The 4,588-nt window shown below is 47.0% G+C and carries 4 protein-coding genes; 2 read left to right on the top strand and 2 right to left on the bottom strand.

What is annotated here, in order from left to right; translation table 11 throughout:
- Both ACUVJL_RS10565 and ccmS read left to right on the top strand, forming a co-directional pair.
- Nucleotides 1-1,398, top strand: a 1,398-nt coding sequence (locus ACUVJL_RS10565) for an ABC transporter ATP-binding protein (protein ID WP_445245803.1), incomplete at its 5' end; no start/stop codon positions are given.
- Nucleotides 1,399-1,958: 560 nt separating this feature from the next.
- Nucleotides 1,959-2,390: a beta-carboxysome assembly chaperone CcmS gene (ccmS, locus tag ACUVJL_RS10560; RefSeq protein ID WP_445245802.1), complete on the top strand. Its 432-nt coding sequence runs from the start codon at nt 1,959-1,961 to the stop codon at nt 2,388-2,390.
- A gap of 78 nt (nt 2,391-2,468) precedes the next feature.
- Here ccmS and ACUVJL_RS10555 read toward each other — a convergent pair whose 3' ends face one another.
- The gene (locus ACUVJL_RS10555) at nt 2,469-2,690 is read right to left on the bottom strand and encodes a HEAT repeat domain-containing protein (protein ID WP_333099932.1); all 222 of its coding nucleotides are present in this window, start codon (nt 2,688-2,690) and stop codon (nt 2,469-2,471) included.
- A 162-nt stretch (nt 2,691-2,852) separates the two neighbouring features.
- Nucleotides 2,853-4,588 (bottom strand): HEAT repeat domain-containing protein (locus ACUVJL_RS10550; protein ID WP_445245801.1); only part of this gene is annotated, 1,736 nt, incomplete at its 5' end.

Here is a 4,588-nt window from a genome sequence, read left to right as displayed (position 1 = left end):
CGCAGCACGGGCGGTTTGATTTCTATTCTCAATGATGATATCAATCAACTCGAACGTTTTTTGGACGACGGCGCTAATGAGGTAATTCAGGTAATGACAACGGTTGTTGTGATTGGCGCGGCTTTTTTTGCTGCATCTCCTGGTGTTGCTGGGCTGTCAATGCTGCCGATACCTTTTATTATTTGGGGTTCGCTCGCTTTTCAAGATCGCCTCGCTCCTCTCTATGCTGATGTGCGGGAAAAGGTGAGTTTTCTGAACGGGCAACTGTCGAATAATTTGATGGGAATTACTACTATTAAAAGTTTTACTTCCGAAGATTATGAAATTCAGCGCATCGAAACACAAAGCCAAGCTTACCGCCAAAGCAACCGACGGGCGATCGTACTTTCGGCTGCTTTTATTCCGCTGATTCGGGTTGTGATTTTCTTGGGGTTTATTGCAACGCTATTTCTGGGCGGTTTGGAGGTGGTGGCGGGCCGGTTGTCTGTGGGAACTTACAGCGTTTTGGTGTTTATGACGCAGCGGTTGCTGTGGCCGCTGACTCGCCTGGGAAATACTCTGGATCAATACCAGCGCGCTATGGCTTCTACTAATCGGGTGATGAATTTGTTGGATACTCCGATCGCTATTCGCACGGGTGATATTCGGCTGCCGGTCAGTTCGGTTAAGGGTGAGTTGGAATTTAAAAATGTTACCTTTTCTTACAATCAAAGAAAACCGATTTTGCAGTATTTTTCTCTGACTCTGCCGGCGGGTAAAACTACTGCGATTGTTGGGGCGACTGGTTCGGGAAAAAGTACGCTGGTGAAACTAATTTTGAGGCTGTACGAGGTACAGTACGGGAATATTTATCTCGACGGTATAGAATTAAATAACCTGAATTTAAAAGATTTGCGGAGAGCGATCGGATTGGTGAGTCAAGATGTGTTTTTGTTTCACGGTACGGTGGCAGAAAATATTGCCTACGGCAGTTTTGAGGCAAGCAATCGAGAGATAGTAACTGCTGCTAAAATTGCTGAAGCGCACGAGTTTATCGTTCAATTGCCGGACGGTTACAAGACTATTGTAGGGGAACGCGGTCAAAAATTGTCGGGGGGACAGCGGCAGCGCATTGCAATTGCGAGGGCTGTTTTGAAGAATCCGCCGATTTTGATCCTTGATGAAGCTACTTCAGCGGTTGATAACGAGACGGAGGCGGCAATTCAGCGATCGCTCGAACGAATTACTAAGAATCGCACTACAATTGCGATCGCCCACCGTCTTTCTACTGTCCGCAATGCTGACTGCATTTTTGTGATGGATGAGGGGATAGTGGTAGAATCGGGGCAGCACGAACAACTTGTCGAACAGGACGGAGTTTATGCGTCGCTCTGGCGCGTGCAATCTGGTATAAAATAGAAACGCAGCGCTTTTTGCTAATTGGTAATTGGGGATTGGGAATTGGTAATTGGCAATTGGGAATTGGTAATTGGTAATATCGTGTCTGGTAGCATCATAAGTATATGGGCGGGGCGGGTTGAGATAATTAGTTTGACAGGTAGATTGTTGGTAAAACCCGCCCCTAGGAGATCGAAATTTATCCGATCGCGAATCAACCAGACATGATATATAGCAATAACTGGTTCCCAGGCTCTGCGTGGGAACCGATGTCTAGAGGCTCTGCCTCGGCTGCAACAATGGAGGCAGAGCCTCCGGATATGCGTTACCAGGCTGAGCCTGGTAACGAGTAACTTCCAGGCTCAGCCTGGGAACCGATGTCCAGAGGCTCTGCCTCGGCCCAGACTATGGAGGCAGAGCCTCCGGATATGCGTTACCAGGCTCTGCCTGGTAACGAGTATCGAGTATAATCATTAGTTGGTAATTTGAATCCTAACTAATGGCAACTGCCAACTGCCAACTGCCAACTGACTGCTGACTGCTGACTGTAAAATATTAGTTTATACAAACAAGAAGAGAAAATGTTTCTATTTGATAGCCCTGAGTCCAAACCCAACGAAAATAGCTGGAGTCGGAAATTAGATAAATTTGTGAAGGCTAATCAACATGAGTTGGCTGCTTTGGCTTGGGGGCTATTTCTGGAAAGGGGAGAGGAAAGTGAGGAGATTTTAGCAATTGATATTGCAGAAACTGCGCGTTTTGTGTATTGTAAAAAAGAGGCGGTTGAGGAGTTGAACCGTCAAGTGAGAAGTCATATTCAGGAAGTTGTAGGTGTGTTGAAAGCTCACAAGCCTGAGAAGGAAGTGGCGATTTTGGCGATCGGTGAAGGTCAAATTAAGTTGATTCTTTTTGAACCTAAGCCTGAACCTCCTGTTTGTTTTGAGGAAGCCGCAACAGATGTTGATACTTTGTTGGCTAAGCTCGAACAGCAGATGGTTGAATGTATGAAATGATAAGATTACTCGGATCTTGAAATCGCGTCTACACAAAGGAAGTCCGAGCAGAGGGAGACTAAGAAATGAAACGAGTATTTAAGCCTCATTTAGTATCAGTTGTCCCAGGGCTTGGATGACGCTGGAACGGACTTCTGGCGAGGTGTCTTTCAAGGCTTTAACTAATATGGGCACCATCGCGACATCTCCCATTTTTCCCAGTGCTTCTGCTGCTTTCGCCCTGACAGCGGGGCGGGCATCTTCTAGGGCGGTGCAGAAGGTGTCTAGCACCATCTGATAGTATGCGGGATTTTGAATCATGCTGTCAGTCTCCGGTTGGGATAGCGCTTACTTTTGTATCAAACTTTTGGCAATACTTACGCACTCCGCCAAAGAAACCGGGTTTTTTACTTAATCTCTGGGTAACAACGAAGTATTTTGGTAAAAACCCGGTTTCTGACCTCCCGTGCGTAATTCCTATGGCTAGTTCACGTCTTCGGATACACCTTCAATGAAGGCAACAAGCCCTTTGCCCCAGGGGTTTGATTCGGCGAAGTGTTCGCCAACTTTCACGGCTGCTTTTTTGCCACCGTTGTAAACCCGTTTGAGGCTGATTAGGTTTTGCCACTCGATGGGTTTTTGCTCTTTAATTTCCTTAAATTCTGCATCAATAATATTGCGTGCTTGTTGTTCGTCTTGCACATAGGTATACTTTTTTTCCAATGCCTGAATGATTTGCACTACTGCATTCAGTGCAGCTTCAGGGGAGGATTGCTGGGCGGCGATGGTGAGCTTGTGGGCTTGGTACCCGTGGTTAGGGCCGAAGTTGACGAGGGATTGGAAGGTTGCATGGGAGAAGTCTTGGGTGGGTTGGTCAGCCATTTCTTTTGTTGTTTTGTGGATTTGCTGAGTGGTTTCGTCAATTTTAGCAAGGAGATCCTTTGGCTGGGATAGTTTGGCTGGGTGCGGTGCTAGGGATAACTGATGTATCTCGTAGTTGTAGTATTTGCAGGCGGCTTGGATGGCGAGGATGGCGCGGTGAAATTCTTTGCCGGATTCGGAGGGGATTAAGGTAAGGAGGTGGGGGAGATGGGGGGCGACTTTCTCTGCGTGCTGCTTAGCGATATTGCCTAAGGCATATGCCGCGCTACTACGCACATAAGAGTCTGAATCTTCAACGAGTTTAAGTAATCCCGGAATCGCCTTCTGGTCACCGATTTTGCCTAAGACATCTGCCGCCCTCCTACGCACATCAGAGCCTGAATGTTCAAGGAGTTTAAGTAATCCCGGAATCGCCTTTTCGTCACCGATATTGCCTAAGGCATCTGCCGCGCTACTACGCACATAATAGTCTGAATGTTCAAGGAGTTTAAGTAATCCCGGAATCGCCTTTTCGTCACCGATTTTTTCTAAGGCATTTGCCGCGCTATTACGCACATCAGAGTGTGAATCTTCAAGGAGTTTAAGTAATCCCGGAATCGCCTTTTCGTCACCGATATTGCCTAAGGCCTCTGCCGCGCTATTACGCACATCAGAGTGTGAATCTTCAACGAGTTTTAGTAATCCCTGAATCGCCTGAGCGTCACCGATTTTGCCTAAGGCATCTGCCGCGCTCCTACGCACAGAAGAGTCTGAATCTTCAACGAGTTTTAGTAATTTCTGAATCGCCTGATCGTCACCGATTTTGCCTAAGGCATATGCCACCGTCCTACGCACAGAAGAGTCTGAATCTTCAACGAGTTTAAGTAATCCCTGAATCGCCTGAGCGTCACCGATTTTGCCTAAGGCATATGCCACCGTCCAACGCACATCAGAGTCTGAATGTTCAACGAGTTTTAGTAATCCCGTCATCGCCAGCTCGTTACCGATATTGCCTAAGGCCTCTGCCGCACTACTACGCACATAAAAGTCGGAATGTTCAACGAGTTTAAGTAATCCCGTCATCGCGTTCTCATTACCGATATTACCTAAGACCTCTGCCGCACTACTACGCACATCAGAGTCTGAATGTTCAACGAGTTTAAGTAATCCCGTCATCGCCTTCTCGTCACCGATATTGCCTAAGGCATATGCCGCCATCCTACGCACATCAGAGTCTGAATGTTCAAGGAGTTTAAGTAATCCCGTCATCGCCTTCTCGTCACCGATATTGCCTAAGGCATATGCCGCCATCCTACACACATAATAGTCTGAATGTTCAACGAGTTTAAGTAATCCCG

It is taken from the genome of Microcoleus sp. OTE_8_concoct_300 (genome assembly GCF_031383065.1).
In the GTDB taxonomy this organism is placed as follows: Bacteria; Cyanobacteriota; Cyanobacteriia; order Cyanobacteriales; family Microcoleaceae; genus Microcoleus.
The sequence above is the reverse complement of the archived record's forward strand: the minus strand, read 5'-3'. Positions and strand labels throughout refer to the sequence as shown.

What these genes read in the sequence shown, in the direction of transcription:
- ccmS (WP_445245802.1), top strand. Translation starts at nt 1,959, where the DNA reads ATGTTTCTATTTGATAGCCCTGAGTCCAAACCCAACGAAAATAGCTGG.
- ACUVJL_RS10555 (WP_333099932.1), bottom strand. Translation starts at nt 2,690, where the DNA reads ATGATTCAAAATCCCGCATACTATCAGATGGTGCTAGACACCTTCTGC.